The 22,395-nt window shown below is 39.6% G+C and carries 21 protein-coding genes; 10 read left to right on the top strand and 11 right to left on the bottom strand.

Annotation, left to right across the window (positions count from 1 at the left end; translation table 11 throughout):
- Positions 1–56: 56 nt before the first annotated feature.
- The 6 genes from AC6FXG_RS06660 (at position 57) to AC6FXG_RS06635 (ending at position 5,111) form a co-directional block, all read left to right on the top strand.
- Complete coding sequence (locus AC6FXG_RS06660) at positions 57–809, top strand: HAD family hydrolase (RefSeq protein ID WP_500572064.1); 753 nt, start codon at positions 57–59, stop codon at positions 807–809.
- Between the two features lie 4 nt (positions 810–813).
- A complete protein-coding gene (locus AC6FXG_RS06655) occupies positions 814–1,443 on the top strand; it encodes a phosphatase PAP2 family protein (protein WP_500572063.1) in 630 nt (209 codons plus the stop codon).
- Between the two features lie 63 nt (positions 1,444–1,506).
- Complete coding sequence (locus AC6FXG_RS06650; protein WP_500572062.1) at positions 1,507–2,679, top strand: homoserine dehydrogenase; 1,173 nt, start codon at positions 1,507–1,509, stop codon at positions 2,677–2,679.
- Between the two features lie 40 nt (positions 2,680–2,719).
- Entirely contained in the window at positions 2,720–3,937 is a 1,218-nt protein-coding gene (locus AC6FXG_RS06645) for an MFS transporter (RefSeq protein ID WP_500572061.1), read from the top strand.
- A 125-nt stretch (positions 3,938–4,062) separates the two neighbouring features.
- Entirely contained in the window at positions 4,063–4,590 is a 528-nt protein-coding gene (locus tag AC6FXG_RS06640) for an ECF transporter S component (RefSeq protein ID WP_500572060.1), read from the top strand.
- On the top strand, positions 4,587–5,111 hold the full coding sequence (locus tag AC6FXG_RS06635; protein WP_500572059.1) for a hypothetical protein: 525 nt from the start codon (positions 4,587–4,589) through the stop codon (positions 5,109–5,111). The genes AC6FXG_RS06640 and AC6FXG_RS06635 overlap by 4 nt, the downstream gene beginning before the upstream one ends.
- A 77-nt stretch (positions 5,112–5,188) precedes the next feature.
- Here AC6FXG_RS06635 and AC6FXG_RS06630 read toward each other — a convergent pair whose 3' ends face one another.
- The 4 genes from AC6FXG_RS06630 to AC6FXG_RS06615 form a co-directional block, all read right to left on the bottom strand.
- The gene (locus AC6FXG_RS06630) at positions 5,189–6,904 is read right to left on the bottom strand and encodes an ATP-binding cassette domain-containing protein (RefSeq protein ID WP_500572058.1); all 1,716 of its coding nucleotides are present in this window, start codon (positions 6,902–6,904) and stop codon (positions 5,189–5,191) included.
- Positions 6,897–8,615 (bottom strand): ABC transporter ATP-binding protein, encoded by a 1,719-nt coding sequence (locus AC6FXG_RS06625; protein WP_500572057.1) that lies wholly within the window; start codon positions 8,613–8,615, stop codon positions 6,897–6,899. Before AC6FXG_RS06625 ends, AC6FXG_RS06630 begins: the two co-directional genes overlap by 8 nt.
- 305 nt (positions 8,616–8,920) lie before the next feature.
- Entirely contained in the window at positions 8,921–10,879 is a 1,959-nt protein-coding gene (locus tag AC6FXG_RS06620) for a S9 family peptidase (protein ID WP_500572056.1), read from the bottom strand.
- Positions 10,880–10,894: 15 nt separating this feature from the next.
- The gene (locus AC6FXG_RS06615; protein ID WP_500572055.1) at positions 10,895–11,725 is read right to left on the bottom strand and encodes an exodeoxyribonuclease III; all 831 of its coding nucleotides are present in this window, start codon (positions 11,723–11,725) and stop codon (positions 10,895–10,897) included.
- Between the two features lie 128 nt (positions 11,726–11,853).
- Here AC6FXG_RS06615 and hpf point away from each other — a divergent pair, with 128 nt between their 5' ends.
- From hpf to AC6FXG_RS06600, 3 genes are all read left to right on the top strand, one after another.
- Positions 11,854–12,384 carry a ribosome hibernation-promoting factor, HPF/YfiA family gene (hpf, locus tag AC6FXG_RS06610; protein WP_099950998.1) on the top strand — a complete coding sequence of 177 codons (531 nt, stop codon included), beginning with the start codon at positions 11,854–11,856 and terminating at the stop codon, positions 12,382–12,384.
- Positions 12,385–12,424: 40 nt separating this feature from the next.
- Positions 12,425–13,036, top strand: a complete 612-nt coding sequence (locus tag AC6FXG_RS06605; protein ID WP_500572054.1) for an HAD family hydrolase — start codon at positions 12,425–12,427, stop codon at positions 13,034–13,036.
- 102 nt (positions 13,037–13,138) lie between these two features.
- On the top strand, positions 13,139–14,269 hold the full coding sequence (locus AC6FXG_RS06600; protein WP_500572053.1) for an aldo/keto reductase: 1,131 nt from the start codon (positions 13,139–13,141) through the stop codon (positions 14,267–14,269).
- A gap of 71 nt (positions 14,270–14,340) precedes the next feature.
- On the opposite strand, the gene AC6FXG_RS06595 is transcribed toward AC6FXG_RS06600, so the two are convergent.
- From AC6FXG_RS06595 to AC6FXG_RS06565, 7 genes are all read right to left on the bottom strand, one after another.
- Entirely contained in the window at positions 14,341–15,537 is a 1,197-nt protein-coding gene (locus tag AC6FXG_RS06595) for an MBOAT family O-acyltransferase (protein WP_500572052.1), read from the bottom strand.
- A 190-nt stretch (positions 15,538–15,727) separates the two neighbouring features.
- Positions 15,728–16,492: a tRNA 2-thiocytidine biosynthesis TtcA family protein gene (locus AC6FXG_RS06590; protein WP_500572051.1), complete on the bottom strand. Its 765-nt coding sequence runs from the start codon at positions 16,490–16,492 to the stop codon at positions 15,728–15,730.
- Entirely contained in the window at positions 16,489–17,745 is a 1,257-nt protein-coding gene (locus AC6FXG_RS06585; protein WP_500572050.1) for a peptidoglycan DD-metalloendopeptidase family protein, read from the bottom strand. The genes AC6FXG_RS06590 and AC6FXG_RS06585 overlap by 4 nt, the downstream gene beginning before the upstream one ends.
- Positions 17,746–17,836: 91 nt before the next feature.
- Entirely contained in the window at positions 17,837–18,652 is an 816-nt protein-coding gene (locus AC6FXG_RS06580; RefSeq protein ID WP_500572049.1) for a metal ABC transporter permease, read from the bottom strand.
- Positions 18,645–19,328: a metal ABC transporter ATP-binding protein gene (locus AC6FXG_RS06575; protein WP_500572048.1), complete on the bottom strand. Its 684-nt coding sequence runs from the start codon at positions 19,326–19,328 to the stop codon at positions 18,645–18,647. The genes AC6FXG_RS06580 and AC6FXG_RS06575 overlap by 8 nt, the downstream gene beginning before the upstream one ends.
- Complete coding sequence (locus AC6FXG_RS06570) at positions 19,328–20,470, bottom strand: metal ABC transporter substrate-binding protein (protein ID WP_500572047.1); 1,143 nt, start codon at positions 20,468–20,470, stop codon at positions 19,328–19,330. The genes AC6FXG_RS06575 and AC6FXG_RS06570 overlap by 1 nt, the downstream gene beginning before the upstream one ends.
- Positions 20,470–20,853 carry a Fur family transcriptional regulator gene (locus tag AC6FXG_RS06565; protein ID WP_500572046.1) on the bottom strand — a complete coding sequence of 128 codons (384 nt, stop codon included), beginning with the start codon at positions 20,851–20,853 and terminating at the stop codon, positions 20,470–20,472. The genes AC6FXG_RS06570 and AC6FXG_RS06565 overlap by 1 nt, the downstream gene beginning before the upstream one ends.
- Positions 20,854–21,130: 277 nt before the next feature.
- Here AC6FXG_RS06565 and AC6FXG_RS06560 point away from each other — a divergent pair, with 277 nt between their 5' ends.
- Positions 21,131–22,387: a S1C family serine protease gene (locus tag AC6FXG_RS06560; protein WP_500572045.1), complete on the top strand. Its 1,257-nt coding sequence runs from the start codon at positions 21,131–21,133 to the stop codon at positions 22,385–22,387.
- The last annotated feature ends 8 nt before the right edge of the window (positions 22,388–22,395 follow it).

Raw genomic sequence — 22,395 nt, 5'->3', positions numbered from 1 at the left:
TCTTTTCTTGTATATGCTATCGCTTTATGATAGAATATTTTTTAAGGAGGAAATTTATGATTTACGTATTTTTTGACCTTGATGAGACTTTAATTGAAACTATCAAGACTAATGATAATATATTTAGAAATGTTAGACGGGCTATTGGCATTCAAATGTCTGAAGTGAATTTTAAAAAAGAACTGAGGACGATTTTGAGGAAAAATATGCTAAGGCACATGGATTTTGTGGTGAACGAATCCGTGGGCATTGATCCTATTGATTTTTATTTTGAGGACGGCGACACCTACGACTACGGCGACCTGCAAGGCTTTAAGGACAGCGTCTACAGGGACTTTGCTGATCACTTGGGCGTGGACTTTGACCGCACGGCTTTTGAAGAAGCCTTTCATAAGGGCGGCGACATGTACACTGAGACCAAGCCTGGAATTTTGGAGGCGGTGTCTTATATCAGGCAATATGCCAAGACCGGAATTATTACCAACGGGACCAAGTCTGCTCAAAGGAAAAAAATAAAAGCATGCGGGGCTGAAAAATACTTTGATAATATATTTGTTTCAGGCGAGTACGAGGTCGGCAAGCCTGACCCGAGATTTTATAAAAAAATTATAGAAGAAACTGGATGCGACGTGGAAAATTCCTTTATGGTGGGCGACAATATCCAATCGGATTATTTCGGGTCCCTGGCTGTGGGTTTAAATCCAATTTTCTTCTCCAAGCAAAAGGTTAATTACGATGTCGTGAGGGCGACGACTGCTGAGGAAATCCTGGACATAGTTGTTAAGCCAGTTTTGTTTTCCAAGGAATAGATTCATGAAAAACTACAAAGCTTATACAAAAGTCCTAGTTGGCCTTTTAATATTTTTTTCTCTAATGTCAATCCTAGTTGTCTTTGATTTGACGGCTGACTTAGACCACGATTTTGGCCAGGCTTTTTTGCTAAAAAGTTCCGGAGCTTTTAAAATCGTAAAGGCCTTTACATCACTATTTAATCCACTGATGGCAACTGGGATTGGAATTGCCCTTACTCTTATATTTTTTGCCTGCAAAAAGTTTTGGCAAGGGGGCCTTGTTGGCTTATCTTTGGGAATAGGAGCTGCGGTAAATTTCCTTTTTAAAAATTTAATTAGGATGGAGAGACCTGCCTACAAGTTAATTGATGAGGCTGGCTTTAGCTTTCCTAGTGGCCACTCAAATGCGGCCGCGGCGATTTCTGTGGCTCTAATGCTCGTAGTAGAAAATTCTAAAATGGATGCCAGGACCAAACGCATATTAAAATTCCTCTTAGGCCTTTTTATGTTTGCCATGGCTATGAGCCGGATTATGGTGGGTGTGCACTTCTTATCGGACATCTTGGGCGGCCTTAGTCTGGGTGCAGCGAGTGCTCTAGCTCTTTATATTTGTATTTATAAATTTAAAAATAGGACCCAGGCAAAAAGCTAAAAGGCCCTTGTTTTTCTTTACTAAAGTTATAATAAATGGTATAATTATTTGCAGAGGTGGACTATGAAAATTGCTTTGCTCGGCTATGGGAATATTGGCTCCGGTGTTTACACCGTTCTTCAAAACCATACTGACAATTTTGAAATAAAAAAAATCCTGGTAAAACACGACCGAACTGGTGGGCTCTTTACCAGGAATTTTGATGAGATTTTATCGGATGAATCTATCGAGACAATTGTCGATACAATGAGCGACGACCAGGCGTCTTATGAATATGTGACTGCAGCCATGAAGGCTGGAAAAAATGTGGTCACTTCAAATAAGGAGCTCGTGAGCAGGTATTTGAAAGAACTTTTGGACCTGGCCGAAGAAAATGGTGTAATATTTTTATTTGAATCCACGGTCGGTGCTGGCATTCCTTGGATCGATATGATGAACGAGTACAAGCAGATAAATAAGATCGACGAAGTTTTTGGTTGCATGAATGGGACGACAAACTTTATCTTGGACCTGATGAAAAAAGATGGAATAGATTTTGAAGAGGCCCTATTAAAATCCAGGATGCTCAGATACCAGGAGCCAGATTATTTCGACGATATATCGGGCGTGGACTCCAGAAACAAACTGGCCATTTCGTCCATGCTGGCCTTTAACATCAAACTAAATCCAGACGACATACCGACTTACGGCATACAGAATATTAGGAACCTAGACTTTGGATTTTTTGAAAGGCACAAGCTTACACCAAAACTAATGTCCTATGCCTGCTTGGACAACAATAGAATAGCGGCAATCGTCGCCCCTGTTCTTTACAAAAATGAAAGGATAAGATCTAATGTTGGCGGCAACAATAATCTACTTGGCTTTACTGGGGACGTGGTTGGCAACATTCAAATCATAGGCGAGGGTGCAGGCAAATTTTCTGCAGCCAATGGCATAGTCCTAGACTTATACAGAGTTTTAAATAAAAAATCATCGCCTCATTTTGAAGTTGGCGACGCAACAGTGGATGAAACTATTGTATCCTATAAATTTTATTTTTCCTTCGATCAAACCAGCTACAAGATCGAAAGAATCCTGCTCCCATACGTGCATTCCATTTACGAAACAGCAGATTCTTTTATTCTAACAACCAGGACCATAGGTTTGGATACTTGTTTGGAATTGCTGTGGAAGATTGAGCAGACAGACGAAAGGTTTTTCTTCGCCATCTATGACGATTTAGATGTAATCTAGGTAGACTTTGGCCGTAAGATTTAAATAGGAACAGATAATTATGTATAACAGAGACACAAAAGCACTTTTATGGGGGAGAATTAGCACAAATATTGCTGACTCCCTGCAATATATGATTATAATGTGGTTTTTTAACGAGCGATTCCAATCCCCATTTTTATTGGGATTGATATTTGCAGTTGAATCAGGAGCGGATGTTTTATCCTTCTTGTTTGGACCACTAATAGACAACTCAAACAGCAAAAAATTATTAGTAAATTGTTCGCTGGTACAAATAATAAACGTAATGGTATTAACTGTTTTAAGCCTTACAATTGGAATAGAAGCCAATAACTTTTGGGCTATAATAATGGTAATAAGCATGTCGATTACAACGCTTGCAAGCACGATATTATATCCCTTGCAAATGAAGATGATACCCATGGTTGCCAAGGACGTACCATTGGTAAAAGTAAATGGCTTGTTCCATGTATCGGAAAAAGTTTTTGATATATTATTTAATGCAATAGCCACAATTTTAATTGCAAAACTCTTGATACCGATTAACTTAATTATCACACTGGTCGTATTCTTTGTAGCAGTCAAATTGTATTCACTAATCAATTACGATCAACATTTTAATTTTGAGGAATGCGAAGATTACGAAGAAGAGGGAACAATCTCAGAATATATTGAGGATTTAAAAGAAGGATTTGTTGAATTAAAAAATCAGGGAGAGCTTTTAAAACTCATTGTCCCATTGATATTTGTAAATTTCTTTTACGCAATAGCAATGGTAGGACTGCCCAGATTTTCAACAGAATTTATAAGCGACGAAGCCACAGGCTATGGAATACTCCTGACCTTTAGTGCAATTGGATCAATATTAGGAGCAAGCCTTAGCCAAATAAAAAATATCGAAAAAATTTCTATGAAGAAAATGGTATCTTTCTGCCTTATGATAGCGGGGATATCATGGCTCTTAATACCGACATTAGCGGAGAGATTTATCTACGCCAGCTATATTGGAATATTTTTAAATGGAATATTTATTAGCTATATGAATATAATATTTATTAGTTTAGTCCAATCACGAGTATCTGAGGATACCTTGGGTCGGGTCGCAACAATAAACGAAAGTATCTTGTCATCCATAATACCAATAGGAAACTTTGTTGGGGCATGGATATTAAAAGAACTTGGGGTTATAACAACCCAATATACCTTTGCAATCGCTCTGATTGTGTTTGGGCTTTATTATATATTTATTAGATCATAGTAATATTTAGTATTATAGAGTTGATTGGTGATATTTTTAAATAAAATTATTTAACACAAAGTATATAATTTAGGGCGCGCCCTGATTTATATATAAAAAAATGACTTATGTCAGAGGAGGTTTTTATGAAAATTAAAACAAAAGACATTGTTCTTATTGGACTTTTTATCGCTCTTGGACTTATTCTCCCAATGGTTTTCCACCAACTTGGAGAAAATATGTCAAGGATGTTTTCACCAATCCATATCCCAGCCTTAATTGCTGGAGCTCTTATGGGACCAATCCATGAACTTTTGGTAGGAGTACTCACAGTTCTCACTTCAAGTCTTATCACAAGCATGCCACAATTCCCATACGCCTTTGTTATGATGGTTGAATGTGGTTCATACGGTTTGTTTTCAGGTCTATTCCAAAAAATGCTAACCAAAGATGCTATTGGCACCTTTGTTTCAACAGCCTTGGCTATGGTAGCAGGTAGGATTGTTTACGGTTTTGCCCAATATGTTTTTATGCTTACAATAAGCAAGCCGTATTCAGTTAGTGCATGGGTAACATCAATGTTTGTTAAGGGTTTACCAGCCATTATCCTTCATATAATTTTAGTTCCAATTGTAATTTTACTATTGAGAAAGTATGTAAGGGATTTCGATTGATTTTTATTACTTTAGATGGACCCTCGGGCTCTGGCAAAAGCCATTTGTCTGAGGGCCTAAAAATTGATGGCCTTAGAGTTCTCCATGCGGACGATTTCTTTTATCCTGCAAATGAAAAGAAACATCCGCTGGCGGGCAACTTTAACGCCCCTTTTTTTATTAAAAATATCCTGCCAAAGGCCTTAAAGGAAGACGGCTTTTATTATCCAGCCTTTGATTGCAAAAAGCAAAGATATTTTATCAAGTACGCACCGCCGTCAAAAATCACTTTACTTGAAGGCTCTTACTCTTCGACCAAACTCCTTGATTATTACAGGGACTTGTCCCTTTATTTAAAGACGGACAAAAATCTTTGTAAAAAAAGAGTGAAAAGGAGGGTGGGACCTGAGGCTTACAAAAACTTTGAAAGCCGCTGGTTTGTGGACGAAAGAAATTATTTGAAAAAATATAAGCCCCACAAATCTGCGACAATCATCAGAAATTCTGCAGACCTAGAGGCAGCCATAAAAAAATATATTTAAAAAAACCCTCCGTGCTTCGTGGGTGTATATCACGAGCAGCGGAGGATTTTTGCGTATAAATATTTAGTTGTGTAGATTTAATTATAAAATTTGCTTTGAGCCAGGTACATATCTTTGTAATAGGGGCAGGTTTCCATTAGGGCTTCGTGGTTGTCGAGTCCGATGAGTCTGCCGTCTTTAAAGACTGCAACTCTGTCTACAAACCTACAGATGCCAATCCTGTGGCTGATGATTATTGAAGTTTTATTTTTAGAGACTTGGAGGAACTGTTTTAAAATTCTACTTTCTTCTATTGGATCCAAGGCGGAAGTTGGTTCGTCCAAGATTATAAGGTCGGCATCTTTGTAAAGGCTCCTTGCAATATCCAATCTTTCACGCTCACCACCTGATAATTCTATTCCATCAAAGTCTTTGCCTAGCCTGGTGGTTAGCATTTGGTCAGTGGCGAGTTTCCTTAGGCCAACATAGGTTAGGCAGTCCTTGACTCGGGCCGGATCGTAATCTTGGCTGGCGCCAACGTGCTCGCCTACAGTGAGGTTGCTGACAGTCCTAGTCTGTGGAACGATAGAAAAATCGTCAAGGCTAAGGGCTTTTTCCCCATATGTGTTATTGCCCGCATAAATATTTCCACTTGATGTATAAATGCCTGTTAACACCTTGCTAAAGGTGGTTTTACCAGACCCATTTTCTCCGACAACTGCCAGAGACTGACCCTTGTTGATTTTAATATCAAGATTTTTAATTCCGTTTTCTGAATTTGGATAAGAAAAGCTAACATCCTCTAAGCTTATCCCATCAAATGCCAGACAATAATCTTTGTCGTCCAGGTCTTGGCCGATGAAATTCATATAATCGTTGGCAAAGGCCAGCCTGCTTGGCAGATTTCCAAGGGAGCTAATAATATATTTGCTGGCATCCTGCATTTCCTTGTAAGCAATTAATGCCGCTCCCATCATTCCTATTTGAATTTGCCCCTTGCGAGCGAGATTTACCGTTATAAAGAGGGCCAGGGAGTAGGAGATAACATTTAATATATCGCAGAAGAGGAGCTGACGGGCGTCCTTAGTTTTTTCCTTATAATAATCTGCTGACATACTATGAAAAACATTTGTGTATTTGTTTAAGAAAAAGTCCGCACTGTCGTTTATTTTTATTTCCCGATTGGTTTTTGTATCTATAAATAGTGAATAAAAATACTCTAGCTTCCTTTGGTCAAAGGCTTGGATAGATTTTAAATCGTAAAAGGCCTTGCCACGAATAAGGCGGGTTATTAGATAGGGGACAGTGGTTAAGATTGCGAGATAAATAAGCTTAGTCGAATAGGATCCCAGGCTGATAATTATAAGGACAATGGTAAAGACATGGCCCAAAATTCTTGCGCATGTGTGGGCACAGGTGCTGATAATCTCATCGTCCAAGGCCTTGTGGGCCCTTTGGATATTGGTTAAAAAATCCCTGTCCTCAAATTTTAATAGGTCCAGATTTATTAGTTTTTGCCCCATTTCGTATTTAAGTTCTTTGCCAGTTTTTTCATACAAATAGCCGTTCATTGTTATGGCATAAAAATATTCCAAAATCCTGCTTATTAATATCAGGGCCAAAAAATACAGGCTGTAAGTAATCACTGGTTGTATGCTAGTTTGTTTATTAATATAGTCAAAGGCCGACTCTATAATGTTCATGGTCACATACAAATTGCCAGCTATCAAAAATCCATTTATAATATGATTTAAAATAACATAGGTCAGGGCCAGGGGACATATTTTAAAAACTTTTTTTAATATTTTAAGCATGGCTATCCTCCTTATACCACGAGGCCTGTTCTTGATACATACGGTAATACTTGCCCTTGGCTTGCATTAGGGTCTCGTGATTTCCTCTCTCTATAACTCTGCCCTTGTCGAGGACGATAATTTCATCTGCAAGACGTGACAGGACAAGGCGGTGGGTAATTATAATGGCGCCGCGGTCTTCCAGGATTTTTATAATGTCCTCGTACATCCTAGCTTCTATTAGCGGATCCATGGAGGCGGTTGGCTCATCAAAGATTAGAAAATCTGAATTTTTTGCCAGGGCCCTGCAGATTGCAAGCTTTTGGTTTTCTCCGCCAGATAAGTAGACCCCATCATCTTCTAATTTTCCTAAATTTCTTTCGCCATCATACTTGTCTAGGCCCATTAACTCTAAGGCCTTGTTTATTTCATAGTCCTTGTCCAAATTTATATTGTCTTTGATGGACAGCTGAAAATTTTGAAAGTCTTGAAAGACTATGGCCATTTCTTGGGATAAGGCTTTGTAGCTGAGGAGATTTGGATCTGCACCTGCCAGGAGAACTTTTCCAGAGTTTGGCCTGTATAAGCCAGCAGCCAGCTTGACCAAGGTCGTCTTTCCAGCTCCGTTATCTCCAACTATGGCTGTGATTTTATCCTTGTTTATGGACAGGTTTAAATTATTAAAAACCAATTCGTCAGTACCCGGATATGAAAAAGACACATTGAAAAAGTCGATATTTGAACCGGATATGTTTTGGTCAGTCTCTTCTTTTTCCTTGTGGGAAAGAATAAGAGCAAGGGTATTTGCCATGTAGCCGCTATTTGCAATGGTGCTAGCCTCATAGACTAGCTCCTCGGCTATATCTATGGAGTTTGCTGCAGATGTAATAACAGCTGTCACAGAACCAATGCTAATGCTTTGGGCCAAGAGTTTTAAAATTACAAAAACAATGGCAAGGATAAACCAGATGATAGTGATAGCTGAGGAATATAAAAGGAATTTTTGGCTGCTGATGGTCGTCTTTAAACGCTCATCAAAAACTGCATCCGAATATTTTTTGTACTTTGATAGAAACAAATTCTTCATTTGAAAAACTTTGATCTCATAGAGGGCGTCCTTGTCTTTTAAAATCCTTAGGATATTGTCCATCTCACGCTCGTTGTGGGAAGTATTTTCAAACATTGCATCCATTTTGCTAACAGCCTTGAAAGTCATAAAGGAATCTAGGCTGGCAAAGACCAGGTAAGTAATGCCCAGATAAATCGAGATAGAAAAAAACACAAGGGCTATACCGATTACTTGAACGATGATGGAAACAATTGCAATGGACGAGTTAAAGAGCTCAATAATATCCATGTGAGGTCGGGACTTGATCTTGTTTAATTTGTCTTGCAAATCCGGATTTTCCAAGTCTTCCATGCTAATATTGTTTAGTTTTTTCATAACTTTGGTCGTCAAATTTTCCTCTAGCCTTTGCTCAAGTTTGATATCCAAAATATTTCTAATAAACTTGGCCAGCTCTCTCCAGGCGAAGAGGACCATGAGGATAACAATTGGCTTGAGATCGCCTTGGCCGCTTGCAAATCCAACGATTGAATCCACTACATTTTTTGTATAGTAGATAATCAGGGGACTGGCAAGGGCGGACAAGAGTGCTTGGAGCAATATAAGTAGAGAAATATTTTTGGCATTGTCTTTGACAATTTTATAAGTATTAATTATAGCTTTCATTTCTCGCCCTCCTTATTATCGAATTTAATCATAATAATATAATATATTTTAACTTTACTACAAATAAGTAAAAAAGTAAAGCAAATTAAAAGCCCTTAGACTTGGAATTAGTTTAAGGGCCATGTTTTTGTTTTTGAAAAGCTTTTTGTTTTTTAAAGCAATTTTTATTTTTTAAAAAACTTTTATTTTCAAACATTTTGAATTACAAATCAATTTATTTTTCAGAAATTGTTATCAAAACATTTTGAATTGCAAATCAATTTATTTTTTAAAAATCATTTTAAAAAGCTTTTTGCTTTCAAATTTTATTTGTCCTTGTATTTTTCAAACCATTCGGTGATTTCTTTGAGTCTTCTGACCCTATGGTGGGGTTTGCCGGACCTGGAGAGTTCGTGGTTTTCGCCCTTGAACCAGACAAATCTGGCGTCTACTCCGTGGTATTTGAGAGCGGTGTAGAATTGCAGGCCTTCCACATGGTAACACCGGTAGTCTTCGTCTGAGTGGATGAAGAGGGTCGGTGTTGTGACCTTGTCTGCGTATTTAAGGGGCGATTGGTCCCACATTTTGTCGTGTGAATCCCAAATGTCTGCCCGAGTTTGGTCGGATGCAAAATAAAATCCGATGTCTGTTGTCCCCCACATGGAAATCCAATTTGAAATTGAACGCTGGGTGGCAGCCGCCTTGAAGCGGTCGGTGTGGCCAACGATCCAGTTGGTCATAAAGCCTCCGTAAGATCCGCCAGTTACAAAGACATTATCCTTGTCGATATTTTTATATTTGTCGAGGACCCTGTCTGTAAAGTCCATGAGGTCTTTGTAGTCGACGTCGCCGTACTTGCCAAAGATATCCATAAAGTCATTGCCGTAGCCGTCTGATCCCCGTGGGTTGGTGAAGAAAACTACATAGCCCAAATTGGTCCAGTATTGCATTTCGTGATAGAAAACTGGCCCGTAAACGGTCTTTGGCCCACCGTGGATGTCAAGGATGGCAGGATATTTTTTCTTTTCGTCAAAGCCTTGAGGCAAGAACACAAAGCCTGTGTAGTCGTAGCCGTTGGCAGCCCAAGTGATTTTTTGTGGAGTGGCTACATATTTATTGTCAAGGCCTGTATTTACTTTTGAAAGGGCTTTGAGGTCCTTATTAACTTCATAAATTTCTTGAAGATTTTGGTCTTTGAGGGCGACTGCGTAAATTTTTCTATCAATTATTTCCATGCAGTCGATAGATCCTTCAAAGTCTGTAATTTTTTCTAGATTTAAATCCATGTCCATTTTAAATAATGGGCCATTGTAATGATAAGTGGTTGTGAAGAATAAATTTTCCCCGTCTGCAATCATGGTCTTACCACCACCATAGCGGACATCAGACCCAACGCTATCCCAGAAGGACAGGTCGGGGAAGGATTCCTTGATAATTTTGCCCGAACCGTCAATCAAAAATACTATTGGGTTTTCGTTGACACCGTGCTTTTTCATATCAGTTCCCCCGCATATAATCTTGTCGCCCATGAATTTTGCAAAGGCATAGGAATAATCTTCGCGTGGACTAATTGTGGTCCAGGAATTTTCCTTTATGTCGTAGATATTAATTTCATTTGTCAGAGGCTCTTTGTCTTTATGTCTTTCTGTGACAGCCAAAATTTTTCCGTCCTCGTAATCGGAATAGTAGCAGTTTGTAAGCTGGTCAGAAATTATATTTAATTTTTCTGTTTTTAGGTCATAGATGGCCAGGCGAGTGCGATTTTTATTTGTAACTCCGCCGCCGTTTGACCAAAATGGAATTTCGTCAAAGACATGGTAGTCGTCCTCTTCTTTTTTGTTATCGAGGATTTTCTTGCGGTCCTCTTCATTTGCCTCTGCATAGCCTTCAAAGATAGGATTATAAGCTTCGCTCATAATGAGATAGTCGCCTGTAATTTTTTTGAGTGAAAAATTATAAGGGAATTCCAAAAACTTGGTGGCTTCGCCGCCTGTAGGATCCAGCTTGTAGATGGATGTGTGGGGTCCGCCGTCCTTGGATTTTTCTTTTTCTTCATCAGTACGACTGTCTGTAAAATAAAGGCACTTGCCGTCTGTTATAAAGCCGGCTCCAGAATTAGTCGCCATAATTTTGGCATCCTTGCCGTCTAACTTAGCGATTGATGTTTGGTATTTTTTCTTGTCAGGTGAAACTTGGGCTATATTAAAATATAGTTCATCATTTACCTTGGTCAGATTTGACAAAAACTTGTAGTTAAAAAAATCATTGATTTGAATTTTTTCCATATTGCCTCCTTAAAATTAAATATCTATTTCTAAAATAATTGGCGTGTGGTCTTGGCGGTCGCCAGAATCCATCATCTCAGATTTGGAAACCTTGTCTTTGATTCGATCACTCACCAGGAAGTAGTCGATCCTCCAGCCGGAGTTATTTATCTTGCTGGTCTTGACCCTTTGGGCCCACCAGGTGTAAACGCCTTCGACATCTCCGTGGACGTGCCTAAAGGTATCTGTAAAGCCCTTGTTTAAAATATTTGTAAAACCCTCACGCTCTTCGTCGGTAAAGCCTGCTGACATGTGGTTGGATTCAGGATTTTTAAGGTCAATCTCCTTGTGGGCAACGTTGAAGTCGCCAGTTGCTATTACCGGTTTGTCCGCGTCTAGGCTGGATAGATAATTGGCATAGCACTTGTCCCAGTCCTGCCTCTCACTAAGCCTATTTAATCCGTCACCAGCGTTTGGCGTGTAAACGGTTGTAAAGAAAAAATCGTCAAACTCAAGTGTCAGCATCCTGCCTTCCAAGTCCATGGGCTCGGGTGCACAGATGTGAGGAACTGTAACGATGGGATTAAATTCTTTTTTGTATAAAATCATCGTGCCAGCGTAAGATTTTCTGGCGCCTTCTCTGGATGATGTCCACACGTGGTCGTAATCTGGAAAGAGGTCTTCCATAATCTCCAAATGTTTTTTGGTCGGACCAGTTGCAGGAAGCTTGGTTTCTTGCAGGGAAATAAAGTCCGGATCATAGGCGATGATGGATTTTAAAACCTCTCTGGACATTTGCGCCCTATTGGAATCGCTCGTAAGAGCTGCGTTAAGTGAATCTATATTCCATGAAACAAATTTTTTCATAATACCTCCTAAAAATTTTCTTACCTTTATTATAACATTATAGGCTTTAAATTCAAAATATTTTTGATGAGTAAAGCGATAGAATTTCGGGTAAATAGAATATATCAAAAGACGAAGGGAGAATTATTATGAAACTTAATTACATTGGAAAAAACATGGAAGTTACTAACGATTTAAAAGAACTTGCTGAAAAGAAGCTCAGCAAACTAGATAAATTCTTCGCAGAAGATATAAAGGCGGACGTTGTTTTTAAGGAACAAAAGTCCGACAAGATCCTAGAGGTCACAGTTTACTTGCCTGATGGGGCAGTCCTAAGGTCCGAACAAAAATCAGACGACATGCAAAACTGCATGGACAAGGCCTTGGCTCAATTGGAAAGACAAGTTAGAAAACACAAGACCAAACTTCAAAAGAGATACAAAAACAATGACTCAATTAGATTTGAAACCATTGAACCTCTCAAGGAAGAAACCCATGAAGAAGGCAAGATTGTCCGTGAAAAGAGCTTTGAGCTAATCCCAATGTCCAGGGAAGAAGCCATCCTTCAAATGGAACTCGTCGTTCACGATTTCTATCTCTTCTTGGATGCCGAAACAGGCAAGGTCAGCGTATTATACAAACGCGGCGACGGTAACTACGGCATCATCAGCGAACAATAATTAAAGAAAGGGACCCCGAGCAATCGGGGTTTTATTTTAGATGACAAAGGTAAAAATATACGACTTCGACAAGACCCTGGCCCAGGGCGACTCCATTATGTCTTTAATTGAATACGCAAAAGTCCACAATATTGCATCGAGACCTGCAATTTATTGGAGATTGTTTTTAGCATCCTTAAATTTTTTGCTTGGCTTTAAAATCGAAAGATTTAAATCCTTCGCAGCCTGGCTAGTAAATAAATTTTCCGATGAAGACTTGGAAAAATATGTGACTTGGCACTTAAAAACCTACGGCTATCAAAATCTCATCGATGACATCCACGAAGAGGGGTATATTACGATTCTCTGCTCGGCATCGCTGGAAAGATATGTAAAGATTATCGCAAGAGATTTGAGCTTTGATTATTGCATAGCGACCCACCATGATGAGAAAAAAGTTTTAGGCTTTAACAATGCCAAGGAAGAAAAATTAGTTCGACAGAATGAATTATTCGCCAGAGAAAATATTGAGGTCGACTACGAAAATTCCAAGGCCTATACGGACTCAGTCAAAAACGACAAGTGGATGTGCTCGCCCTGCAAGTCCAAATATGTGGTCAATGACCGAAGAAGTCACGATGGCTTTATAAATATTGAAGGCTACAGGAAATAAAAATAATTTAAAAACCAAAGGCTAGAACTTTTTAAAAGTTTTAGTCTTTTTATTTGCAATTTAATTCGAATTTCGTTATAATTATCGTGAGGAGGAGACTTTATGAAATATTTTAATATTGGGGAGGACAAGGTTAGCCGCTTAGGTTACGGCTGTATGCGTTTTCCCATTATAGATGGAGACAATGATAAGATCAATGAAGAGGAAGCGACCAAGCAACTCTTGCATGCAATTGAAAAGGGAGTTAATTACATAGACACAGCCTACGTTTACCACGGTGGCACCAGTGAGGCCTTTGTGGGGAAATTTGTTCAAGAACACGGGCTCAGGGACAAACTACACTTGGTAACCAAGCTCCCATGCTGGAAGGTTGAAACATATGAAGACTTTGAAAAATTTATGAATGAGCAAATGGCAAATCTGCGCACAGATGTAATTGACTTTTACCTCTTGCACTCACTAGATATCAAGACCTTTAGAAAGGTCAAGGACTTGGGCGTGTTTGATTTTATGGACAAAATCAAAAAAGAAGGCAAGGTTAAGCATATGGGTTTTTCCTTCCACGATGAATTCCCAGCCTTTGAAGAAATGGTAAAGGCTTACGATTGGGACTTCTGCCAAATCCAATTAAATTATTTGGATACCGATTATCAAGCAGGCCTCAAGGGTTACGAGTTGGCAACCAGCCTTGGTATACCGGTTGTTATTATGGAACCACTCAAGGGTGGCCGCCTATCAAATCCGCCTAAGGAAGTTTTGGATTTAAATGATGAGTTTAAACCCCTCAGCCCTTCCCAACAGGCTTTGAAATTCCCCCTGTCCTTGGATAATGTAATGACAGTTTTATCTGGCATGAACGACATCAAGCAAATAGATGAAAATATTGAAATGGCAGCAACTGTTGATTCATCATCAATCACAGAAGCAGATAAGGCTTTCTACAAAAAAGCCAGGGATATTTTTAAATCCAGGGAGCAAATCGGTTGTACGGCCTGTGAATACTGCATGCCTTGCACAGTTGAGATAAATATTCCAAGGATTTTCTCCATGTGGAATAACGCCTTCCTTTACGATGAAGGTGACAAGTCAAAAGAAGCATACAAAAAGTACATCGAAGAAGGCAAGGTCGCACCAGACGCCTGCATAGAATGCGGCAAGTGCGAAGGCGAATGTCCACAAAATCTGGAAATTATCGAAGGATTAAGACAGGCTCAAGAATTTTTGGAAAAATAAATTTTTTTAAGAAATAAATAAGATTTTATAATAAAAAACCCTCGTGGAAAAATCCATCGAGGGTTTATTTTTTAGAATCTGAAATATATAAAAGGGTTGAAGCCGTCCGTCATCAGTCTTACGATTGAAAGCATAAAGAGTAATATTAGTAAGACTCGCTTCAAGACAGGCCGCTTGGAAATTTTTTGGCCAATATATGGAGATATAAACAAGAGACCGAAGATCCATTCCAATTTGAAATTTAAGATGTAGTAGACCCAGGTTCTGCCTGCAAAGGGCATTTGAAAAACGGTAAAGGATTTCAAATAGGAAAGCGCCGCTCTGAGTCCGTCGGCCCTAAAGAATATCCAGCCGATTACAACCAGAATCATGGTGATGATATGGGACTGAAATTTATTTTTAAATACATAGCGTTCGATCAAAAGCAGGACCGCATAGTACATGCCCCAGGCTATAAAGTTGAAGCCAGCTCCATGCCAAAGGCCGGTTAAGAACCAGACGAAGAGCAGGTTAAAAATATTGCGGCCGGTCGAGCACCTGGAGCCGCCCAGTGGAATGTAGACGTAGTCCCTGAAGTAAGTGGACAGAGATATATGCCAACGGGACCAAAATTCCTTGATGGACTTGGATATATATGGATAGTTGAAGTTCTCCAAAAAATTAAAACCAAACATTTTCCCTAGGCCAATTGCCATGTGGGAGTAGGCTGCAAAGTCGTAATATATATGAAGTGTATAAGCGACGGCACCAAGTAGGGCCATCATAAAATAAAGCGAATTGTAAGTGTTAAGACTAAAGGCCGCGTCAGAAATTTTACCAAATTGATTTGATAAAAGCATTTTCATTGAAAATCCTAATAAAAATCTGTCCAGGCCCTCAGTAAAAGAATCCAAGGTCACAGTTCGATTTTTGAGTTCATTTTCAACCGTGTCATAGCGGACGATGGGTCCTGCGACCAATTGTGGAAAGAGACTTACATAAAGGGCCGCGTCAAAAACATTTCTGGCCGGATGGTGGCCCCGGTAAACGTCAACCACATAAGAGATGGCCTGAAATGTAAAAAAGCTAATGCCAATTGGCAGGCCGATGTGAATTACAGGGGCATCTGCAAAGCGATTTAAAATGCCTGTAAAAAATCCCAGGTACTTAAAAATCATCAACTGACCCAGCATTATTACAAGAGAGCCGACCAGAGCTGACTTTTTGTATTTGGGATACTTGTCGATAATTATAGCCGCCAAATGTGATGTGGCAATTGCTATAAGCATCAAAATAATATTTTTGCCTTCGCCGTAAGCATAAAACAAGAGGCTAAGAATCAAGAGATAAAAATTTCTTATCCTTAAATTCTTAGGCAGTATGTGATAAAAAAGTGCCAGGGGCAAAAAGTAAAATAGAAATACTGTCGATGTAAAAACCAAGTCGTAAACTCCTTATAGTAGAAAAGCTTTTGCTTCTTTATTTTATAATGGTGTCCAAAGAAACATTTTCAATTGAGTTTTGAATATTTTTCTTTGCACCGGGAAAATCTTTTTCAATTTGACCGAGCAGGGTCTTGATCCTATCTCTGGTGGAGACTGCATTCTTTTTTGTAAGTACGCAAGCGCAATCCAAAGTTTTGAGCTCTGCGTAGTCTCTAAATCTAATTATATCATATTCCTTTACTAAGTAAAGCGGGCGAATGAGTTTGATGCCGGGGAAATTGTCCGAATCCAAGATAGGCATCATATTCCTAAAGGACCCCTGCATAATCATATTCATCAGGGTCGTCTCAACCACGTCATCCATGTGGTGGCCCAGGGCGATCTTGTTAAAGCCGATTTCCTGGGCGTGGCTGTAGAGAGCGCCTCTGCGCATGCGGGCGCACATAAAACAGGGATTTTCATTGGCGATTTTTTCTGTCACTTCAAAGATATCCGTCTTAAAAATTTCAAGCTCAATGCCCAGATTCTTATAAATTTCTTTAATGCCTCCTACATATTCGTCGGTAAAGCCGGGGTTCATCATGACATGCCTGAGCTCAAAGTTTTGTATGCCGTGATCAAAGAGCTCTTGAAGGAGAAGTGAAAGGAGGATTGAATCCTTGCCCCCACTTACGCAGGACATAATCTTGTCGCCCGATTCTATTAAATTATATTTTTTGATAGCCTCGATAAAGGGCCTATAAAGCTCCTTCCGATATTTTTTTATAAGGCTTCTTCTAATTTCAACTTGTGTCTTCATAATTGTGTCTCCGGATCTAAAAGGTCTCCATCTTTTAATATTTCAAAATGCAAGTGGGCGCCTGTGGAATTGCCAGATGAGCCCATTTCGCCAAGGATATCTCCTGTATTTACAGATTGTCCCTTGTAGGCTTTTATGCGAAGCATGTGAGCATAACGAGTTTCGTAGCCGTTGGCGTGCTCGACAAAGACCACGTAACCATAAGAGCCCATGTAGCCAGCAAAGGTGACTTTACCAGGAGCCGATGACTTGATGTCTGAACCAAAGGGGCCGGCGATGTCGATTCCGCGGTGGAAGCCATCAAAGCGTGGGCCGTAGCCACTGGTGATTACCCCATAAGTTGGCATTTGAAATTCAGGTTTCAAGGTCAGGGCCCTGTCTCCTACGTGGACGATTGTAGATGTGGGGTAGGAGATTAATTTTTCATTTAGGACATTGGATTTAATAATATTATTATTTATATATTCGTTCTCAGATTTTCTGAGGAGAACGCCGTCCTCGCCCTCGCGTTCAACGAAAGTCTCGCCCATGTTTAAGGTCTCATCGTAAATAAAAATTGTAGATGCAGGCAGGCTAATTTTTTCCTCCACCTGGTCCTTGATAAAGACGTCAAAGGACTTTGGGTCGCGTTTTACATATAAGTCTTCGTAGTCCTTGTAGGGGGTTAGATTATCGGCATTATAATGGGAAACCTTTGTATCAGCAATACTTGATAGCAAAAATTCATAAAATTGATTTTGGTCCATCAATAAATCTGTACTGATTTCGCCAAAATTAATATTGACATTACTCATAAAGTCAATGGATTTTATAATGCGTTTGTTCTCGCCAATAAAAGATTGCTTGAAGGAGCTGATGGCGTCCAAGACTTCGTCCCTGTCGTAGAGGGCGGCCACGGATTCCCCTTCAATGGTCACTATCCAAGCGTTGGTATATAATTCAGCTTTTTCCATAATGAGATCTGCCAAATCCTTTTCACTCAAGAGACTTTTGTAAGCCCCATAGGTCTTGGTGGCGGAAAAATTCGGCTTGTAATAGACATTTGCCTTGTCTTTTTGAATGGCCTTGTTGGCCCTGGCGATTGCGTCTTCAATTATCTTTTCATTTTTAACTAAACCCAAGTTCTCGCCATTTAAATTAAGGGCCAGGCTTTGAACTTGTTTTTCATAAAGGCCAGTTACTATTGAAGTCAAAAGCAAAAGGCCAAACAAAATTCCTATTAAATATTTTTTATTAAAATTTTCTTTTTTCATATTCATCATCCCCTAATTATACTAAAAAGACGGGCAAAAAACAAGAAAAGCCACGAGAAAGCTCGCGGCTTAAAAATTTTCTTATGATTTTTTATTTTTTTATCTTGCCAATTATACTTGCCATTATAAATATTACTAGATTGACCAGGACAATTACAGATCCTGTTGGCAGAGAGGCCATAAAGGAAATGGAAATGCCGAGAACAATTGAAATGGCAGATATAATGCAGGCCGCTATCAGGCAGGTCTTAAAGGATCTGAAGAGCCTGAGGCTTGATAGGGCGGGGAATAATAATAGCGATGAGATTAGCATGGCTCCCATTACCCTCATGCCAATTACAATTACCAGGGCTGTGATGATGGCAAGCATCATCCTGTAAGCGTCAACGTTTACGCCGATGGCCTTGGAAAAATTTTCATCAAAGGTGATGGCAAAGATCTTATTGTAATTTAAAATATAAATTATAAAGACGATGGCGCTTATAATTAAAGTTGCATACAAGTCCGTTTTGCCAATTGTTAAGATAGACCCAAACATAAATTGGTAGATGTCTATGGTCATGCCTTTTGATAAACTGGTCGCGACCACGCCCAGGGCCAGAGATGAACTGGACAAGAGAGCGATCATGGCGTCAGCATTTATAGAAGACTTTTTGCTAAGGCCCAGCATCAAAAAGGCCGCAATAATTACAATGGGCAGGGCGAAGTAGAGGGGAGTAAAGCCCAATACAACCGCCAGGGCGAAAGCACCAAAGCCAACGTGACTAAGGCCGTCGCCAATCATGGAAAAGTTTTTTAAAACCAAACTCACTCCCATAATTGCGCTGATAATTCCAGTTATGAGTCCAACTATGAGAGCCCTTTGGATAAAGCCGTGGCCCAGCATTTCGACAAATGTATTAATCATGGGCATGGACCCCGCTTATAACTTTATATAAATCCGTTGAAAGGTATTCGTCCTTGGACCCGTAAAATAAAATCCCTCGATTTAAATGAAGGACAGACTTGGCACACTTGATGCAGGTGTTTATATCGTGGGTGACCATTACAATTGTCACGCCTTCTTCATTTAAGCGGTCGATAATATTGTAGAGCTCTTCGGTTGCAATTGGGTCAAGGCCTGTTGTGGGCTCGTCCAAAAATAAAATATCAGATCCCGATATCAGGGCCCGGGCCAAAAGAACTCTTTGCCTTTGGCCGCCTGATAGGGCTCCGAAATAAGAATCTTTGATATCGTAAATATCCAATCTTTTTAAAGTCTCATCTATCTTTTGCCGGTCGGATTTCTTAAAGAAAAAACGAATTTGATTTACCAATCCTAATGAAACGATTTCATAGACCGTTGCCGGAAAATTTTCCAAAGATTCATCGACTTGGGGCAGGTAGCCCACGCTTTTAAAGGCCGACAAATCGATTGCGCCTGTGTAGTCCTTGAGGCCCAGCATGGCCTTGACCAAGGTTGACTTGCCCGACCCATTTTCGCCGACAATTGCCAGGTAGTCGCCTTTTTTAATATTAAAGCTTACATTATCTAAAATTACATTGTTTTTATATTTAATTGTTAAATCTTTAACGGCCAGCATTAGTTAAGGGCCTCTTTTAGAGCTTCAGCATTGGCCTTCATAATGCCCACATAGGTCTTGCCAGCTTCAAAGTCTTCTTTGGATAGATTGTGGCAAGAGTGGAAGAGCATGGCCTTGGCTCCAACTTCGTCTGCAATTTGATTTGCAAGTTTTGGGTCGACCAATTCTTCGTAAAAAATAACGGGTGCTTTTTCTTCTTTCATTTCATTTATAACTTCTGCCATCTCGCGTGGATTTGGCTCAGCGTTTGCAGCGCAGTTATCGTAAACGGATTCCACGTCAAAATCGTATTGGTGGGCAAAGTAGGAAAGGGCAAAACGGCTACCAAAGAACATTGTGTCCCTCTTTGAATTTGCTTTGATGTCCTTAAATTCCTTGTCAAGCTCATCTAAATCTGCAATTAGCTTGTCGTAATTTGCCTTGTAGTCGTCTTTGTTGGCAGGATCGATTTCGATAATTTTATTGTAAATATTTTCTGCCATTTTTTTTGCGAGAACTGGGCTGGTCCAAATGTGTGGATCATAAAGATGGTGGTGACCTTCGTGGCCATGGTGGTCATGGTCGTGATCGTGGTCGTCGTGGTCGTCATGATCATGATCGTCGTGATCGTGGTCATCATTTATATCATCGTGATCATCATGGTCGTCATCGTCATTTATATCATCGTGATCATCATGGTCATCGTCATGGTCTTCATCTTCATCGTGATCTTGGTCGTGGTCGTCGCCCTTCATCAGGTCAATTCCATCTGCTGCCTTTACAACTCTACTCATATCGAGGTCGATAGCTTTTGCAGTTCTGTCAAACCACTCTTCCATATATTCAGATGTGTAGACAACCATGTTTGCCTTTTGCAAGGACAAAATGTCGTCGGGGCTTGGTTCAAAAGCGTGTGAGTCTGCTCCTGGTGGAAGCAAGAGGGAAACATTTGCCTTAGGCGCTATAGCCTTAGCAAAGGAATAGGTTGGGAAAAGAGTTGTTACGATGGAAAGATCTGAAGATTTTTCTTCGTTTTTAACTTCTTCTTTCTTTTCTTCTTTTACATTTTCATTGGTTTTTGTTTGCTCTTGTGGCTTTGCACAAGCAGTAAAAAGTAAAGCACTTACTATTATTAATACAAATATTTTTTTTAGATTGTTCATTATTTCATACACTCCTTACATAATCCATAAAGTATAATTGAATTGGTATCAACTAAAAAATTGTGGTGGTTCATGAGATGGTCAGAAAAGTCATGGAGGTCATCGCAGTCCAGCTTAAAGCTCTTGCCGCATGAATTGCATTTTAAAATCGCAAAGCCAGTCTCGGCCTTTGTCCTCCTGTATCTGAGCTTGCCGTCAACATAAAAGCTGTTGACCTTGCCGGCTTCCTTTAATTTCGCCAGCCGCCTATAAACTGTGGGTACGCTAACGGGCGTCCCCTTTGACCGCAAATATTCCACGATTTCATCACAAGAATAATCCTTGTCGGTGGATAAAATTTCATCGATCAATTGTTTTTGTTCAGTTCTATAACCATTTGCCATTTTTAACCTCCAAATCTAAATTGATAATCAATATCAACTTTATTAATTATAGGCAAGAAAAAAGCTTTTGTCAATAGAAAACAAAAAATAAAATGAAAAATATTTTCGGTAATACGAGGGAAGTTTAAGAGCGCACAAATTTTCACCCTGTTTATATTTGATTTTAAGAGGGTAAATATATGGAGAAATCTGTATTAATATTAAGATTGATGTTTGAATTTTTTAATTAAAAATTTTAATACTAACAATCATCTTTATTTTAGAAAGAGGTGTTATTATGGATGATAGACAAGATTTTGAAGCTTGGAGAGAAGCTCGCAGGCGCGAACGCGATGAGCGTTATGAATATAGGTTAAACAATAGAAATGCCAGCAGGTATGACTACGGCGGATATAATTACACAACGGATGATGATGAGCCTTATGTATATGTAGAGGCCAAACCTAAGAAGAAAAAGAAAGTGGGAAGGGTAATTTTATCTGGCCTCCTGTCAGTATTACTAGGTTTGGGTGGCGGTTATATGGGCGCATCTATGTTTTATGAAGCCAATCCCATACAAAAAGTTGTCGAGACCCAAAATGTTTCGATAAATACCATTGATGAGATAGGAACTGTTGAAGCTGTTGCCAAAAAGGCCCTGCCATCCGTTGTGGGAATCACGACAACTGGTAAGGTAAATACATTTTTTGGAGAGAGAGAAGTCCAAGGTGTTGGCAGTGGCGTAATTATAAATTCAAACGGCTATATACTTACCAACTCGCACGTGGTTAGCGATGGCAACACATCTAGGATCCAAGTTATGCTCGAAGACGACAAGACTGTGGACGCAAAACTTTTGTGGAACGATCCTTATATGGATTTGGCCGTTATAAAGGTTAACGAAAGAAATTTGCCGGCAGCTGAGCTTGGCGATTCGGACAAGGTAAATATTGGCGAACAAGCAATTGCAATTGGAAATCCCTTGGGACTTGACTTCAATCGTTCGGTTACAGCTGGCTATGTTTCCGGCGTGGATAGGACGATTGAAACCCAAGACGGTAAGATTATATCGGGCCTTATTCAAACTGACGCCGCTATTAATAACGGCAACTCAGGCGGACCACTCTTGAATAAAAAGGGCCAAGTAATTGGCATCAACACCATTAAGATTGGTGGTACGGCCACAGAAGGACTTGGCTTTGCAATTCCTATAAACACAGCCAAGGAAATTGTAGACGCAATTATTTCTCGTGGAGACAAGAGCCCACTCGTACTTGGAGTTAGGGTTGCCGACTACCAATATTTTAAGGCCAGAATGGGTATAGAAGATAATATCAAAAACGGTGCAATTATTCTTGAAATAGAAGAAGGGAGCCTAGCTGAAAAGTCAGGACTCACCAGAGGTGACATTATAATTGACATCGATGGAGAAGAGATAACCAATGCTTCTCAAATTAGAACACTCCTCTTTAAGCACAAGGAGGGAGATGTTTTAAGGGTTAAGGTAAATCAAAACAACATGGAAAAGCTAATTGAAATTGAATTAGGTTATTAGGAGGTAGT

It is taken from the genome of Ezakiella massiliensis (assembly GCF_059862345.1).
This window is presented reverse-complemented; position numbering and strand designations above follow the sequence as displayed.

Excerpts from the sequence above, each read along its gene's own strand:
- AC6FXG_RS06620 (WP_500572056.1), bottom strand. The coding sequence starts at position 10,879 with ATGGAAAAAATTCAAATCAATGATTTTTTTAACTACAAGTTTTTGTCA.
- AC6FXG_RS06575 (WP_500572048.1), bottom strand. The coding sequence starts at position 19,328 with ATGCTGGCCGTTAAAGATTTAACAATTAAATATAAAAACAATGTAATT.
- AC6FXG_RS06590 (WP_500572051.1), bottom strand. The coding sequence starts at position 16,492 with ATGAAGACACAAGTTGAAATTAGAAGAAGCCTTATAAAAAAATATCGG.
- AC6FXG_RS06565 (WP_500572046.1), bottom strand. The coding sequence starts at position 20,853 with ATGGCAAATGGTTATAGAACTGAACAAAAACAATTGATCGATGAAATT.
- AC6FXG_RS06600 (WP_500572053.1), top strand. The coding sequence starts at position 13,139 with ATGAAATATTTTAATATTGGGGAGGACAAGGTTAGCCGCTTAGGTTAC.
- AC6FXG_RS06560 (WP_500572045.1), top strand. The coding sequence starts at position 21,131 with ATGGATGATAGACAAGATTTTGAAGCTTGGAGAGAAGCTCGCAGGCGC.
- AC6FXG_RS06650 (WP_500572062.1), top strand. The coding sequence starts at position 1,507 with ATGAAAATTGCTTTGCTCGGCTATGGGAATATTGGCTCCGGTGTTTAC.
- AC6FXG_RS06660 (WP_500572064.1), top strand. The coding sequence starts at position 57 with ATGATTTACGTATTTTTTGACCTTGATGAGACTTTAATTGAAACTATC.
- AC6FXG_RS06570 (WP_500572047.1), bottom strand. The coding sequence starts at position 20,470 with ATGAACAATCTAAAAAAAATATTTGTATTAATAATAGTAAGTGCTTTA.
- AC6FXG_RS06585 (WP_500572050.1), bottom strand. The coding sequence starts at position 17,745 with ATGAAAAAAGAAAATTTTAATAAAAAATATTTAATAGGAATTTTGTTT.
- AC6FXG_RS06640 (WP_500572060.1), top strand. The coding sequence starts at position 4,063 with ATGAAAATTAAAACAAAAGACATTGTTCTTATTGGACTTTTTATCGCT.
- AC6FXG_RS06645 (WP_500572061.1), top strand. The coding sequence starts at position 2,720 with ATGTATAACAGAGACACAAAAGCACTTTTATGGGGGAGAATTAGCACA.
- AC6FXG_RS06625 (WP_500572057.1), bottom strand. The coding sequence starts at position 8,615 with ATGAAAGCTATAATTAATACTTATAAAATTGTCAAAGACAATGCCAAA.
- hpf (WP_099950998.1), top strand. The coding sequence starts at position 11,854 with ATGAAACTTAATTACATTGGAAAAAACATGGAAGTTACTAACGATTTA.
- AC6FXG_RS06630 (WP_500572058.1), bottom strand. The coding sequence starts at position 6,904 with ATGCTTAAAATATTAAAAAAAGTTTTTAAAATATGTCCCCTGGCCCTG.
- AC6FXG_RS06605 (WP_500572054.1), top strand. The coding sequence starts at position 12,425 with ATGACAAAGGTAAAAATATACGACTTCGACAAGACCCTGGCCCAGGGC.
- AC6FXG_RS06615 (WP_500572055.1), bottom strand. The coding sequence starts at position 11,725 with ATGAAAAAATTTGTTTCATGGAATATAGATTCACTTAACGCAGCTCTT.
- AC6FXG_RS06580 (WP_500572049.1), bottom strand. The coding sequence starts at position 18,652 with ATGATTAATACATTTGTCGAAATGCTGGGCCACGGCTTTATCCAAAGG.
- AC6FXG_RS06655 (WP_500572063.1), top strand. The coding sequence starts at position 814 with ATGAAAAACTACAAAGCTTATACAAAAGTCCTAGTTGGCCTTTTAATA.
- AC6FXG_RS06595 (WP_500572052.1), bottom strand. The coding sequence starts at position 15,537 with ATGCTTATAGCAATTGCCACATCACATTTGGCGGCTATAATTATCGAC.